Source organism: Vibrio sp. OPT46, assembly GCF_015163535.1.
Classification (GTDB): domain Bacteria; phylum Pseudomonadota; class Gammaproteobacteria; order Enterobacterales; family Vibrionaceae; genus Vibrio; species Vibrio alginolyticus.
This window is the reverse complement of the sequence record NZ_JADDYG010000490.1, coordinates 2,956-3,414: the sequence shown is the minus strand read 5'-3', so window position 1 is coordinate 3,414 and position 459 is coordinate 2,956. Positions and strand designations below refer to the sequence as shown.

Annotated in this window: 1 protein-coding gene; it reads left to right on the top strand. The window is 40.5% G+C overall.

Annotation, left to right across the window (positions count from 1 at the left end; genetic code table 11):
- Positions 1 to 459: hypothetical protein (locus tag IQR33_RS20660; protein ID WP_193844003.1), on the top strand; the 459-nt coding region annotated here is incomplete at both ends.

The following is a 459-nucleotide window of genomic DNA, read 5'->3' as shown; positions in this document are numbered from 1 at the left end:
CATCGCGATTACAGATATTTGATAGAGGAAACTAAAAATCATATCCCCCTTGCATTAACACAGAATGGTTCGCTTAAGTGCATTAACGATAGCAAAACGAGTCTATATTTACCTGGTGGTTTCAGCGTTGATAAGTCATTAGCGCAGATAAGTGACCTTTATGACCTAGTTGACTCCGGCGAGGTTGATTTCTTCAACGTTTTTGAAAAGCTCAATGTTTCGACGATGTCGTTTTCTGACTATATTGAGAACGTTGTTGTTAAGTATTTGAATGGGGCTAACGATAATGAGCCTAAGACTCGACTTTTAGAATGGTTGTGTAAGGAGCTTGAATCTGTTCGAAATGAACCAAACGCCATAAGGTTACTAACTTCCGCAAGTTTAGTACCTGCCGCTGATGGTTCTTTTCTAAGAGCTGCTGAGGTTTACGTTCCAAGCTTCTTCGGGACATTACCTGAG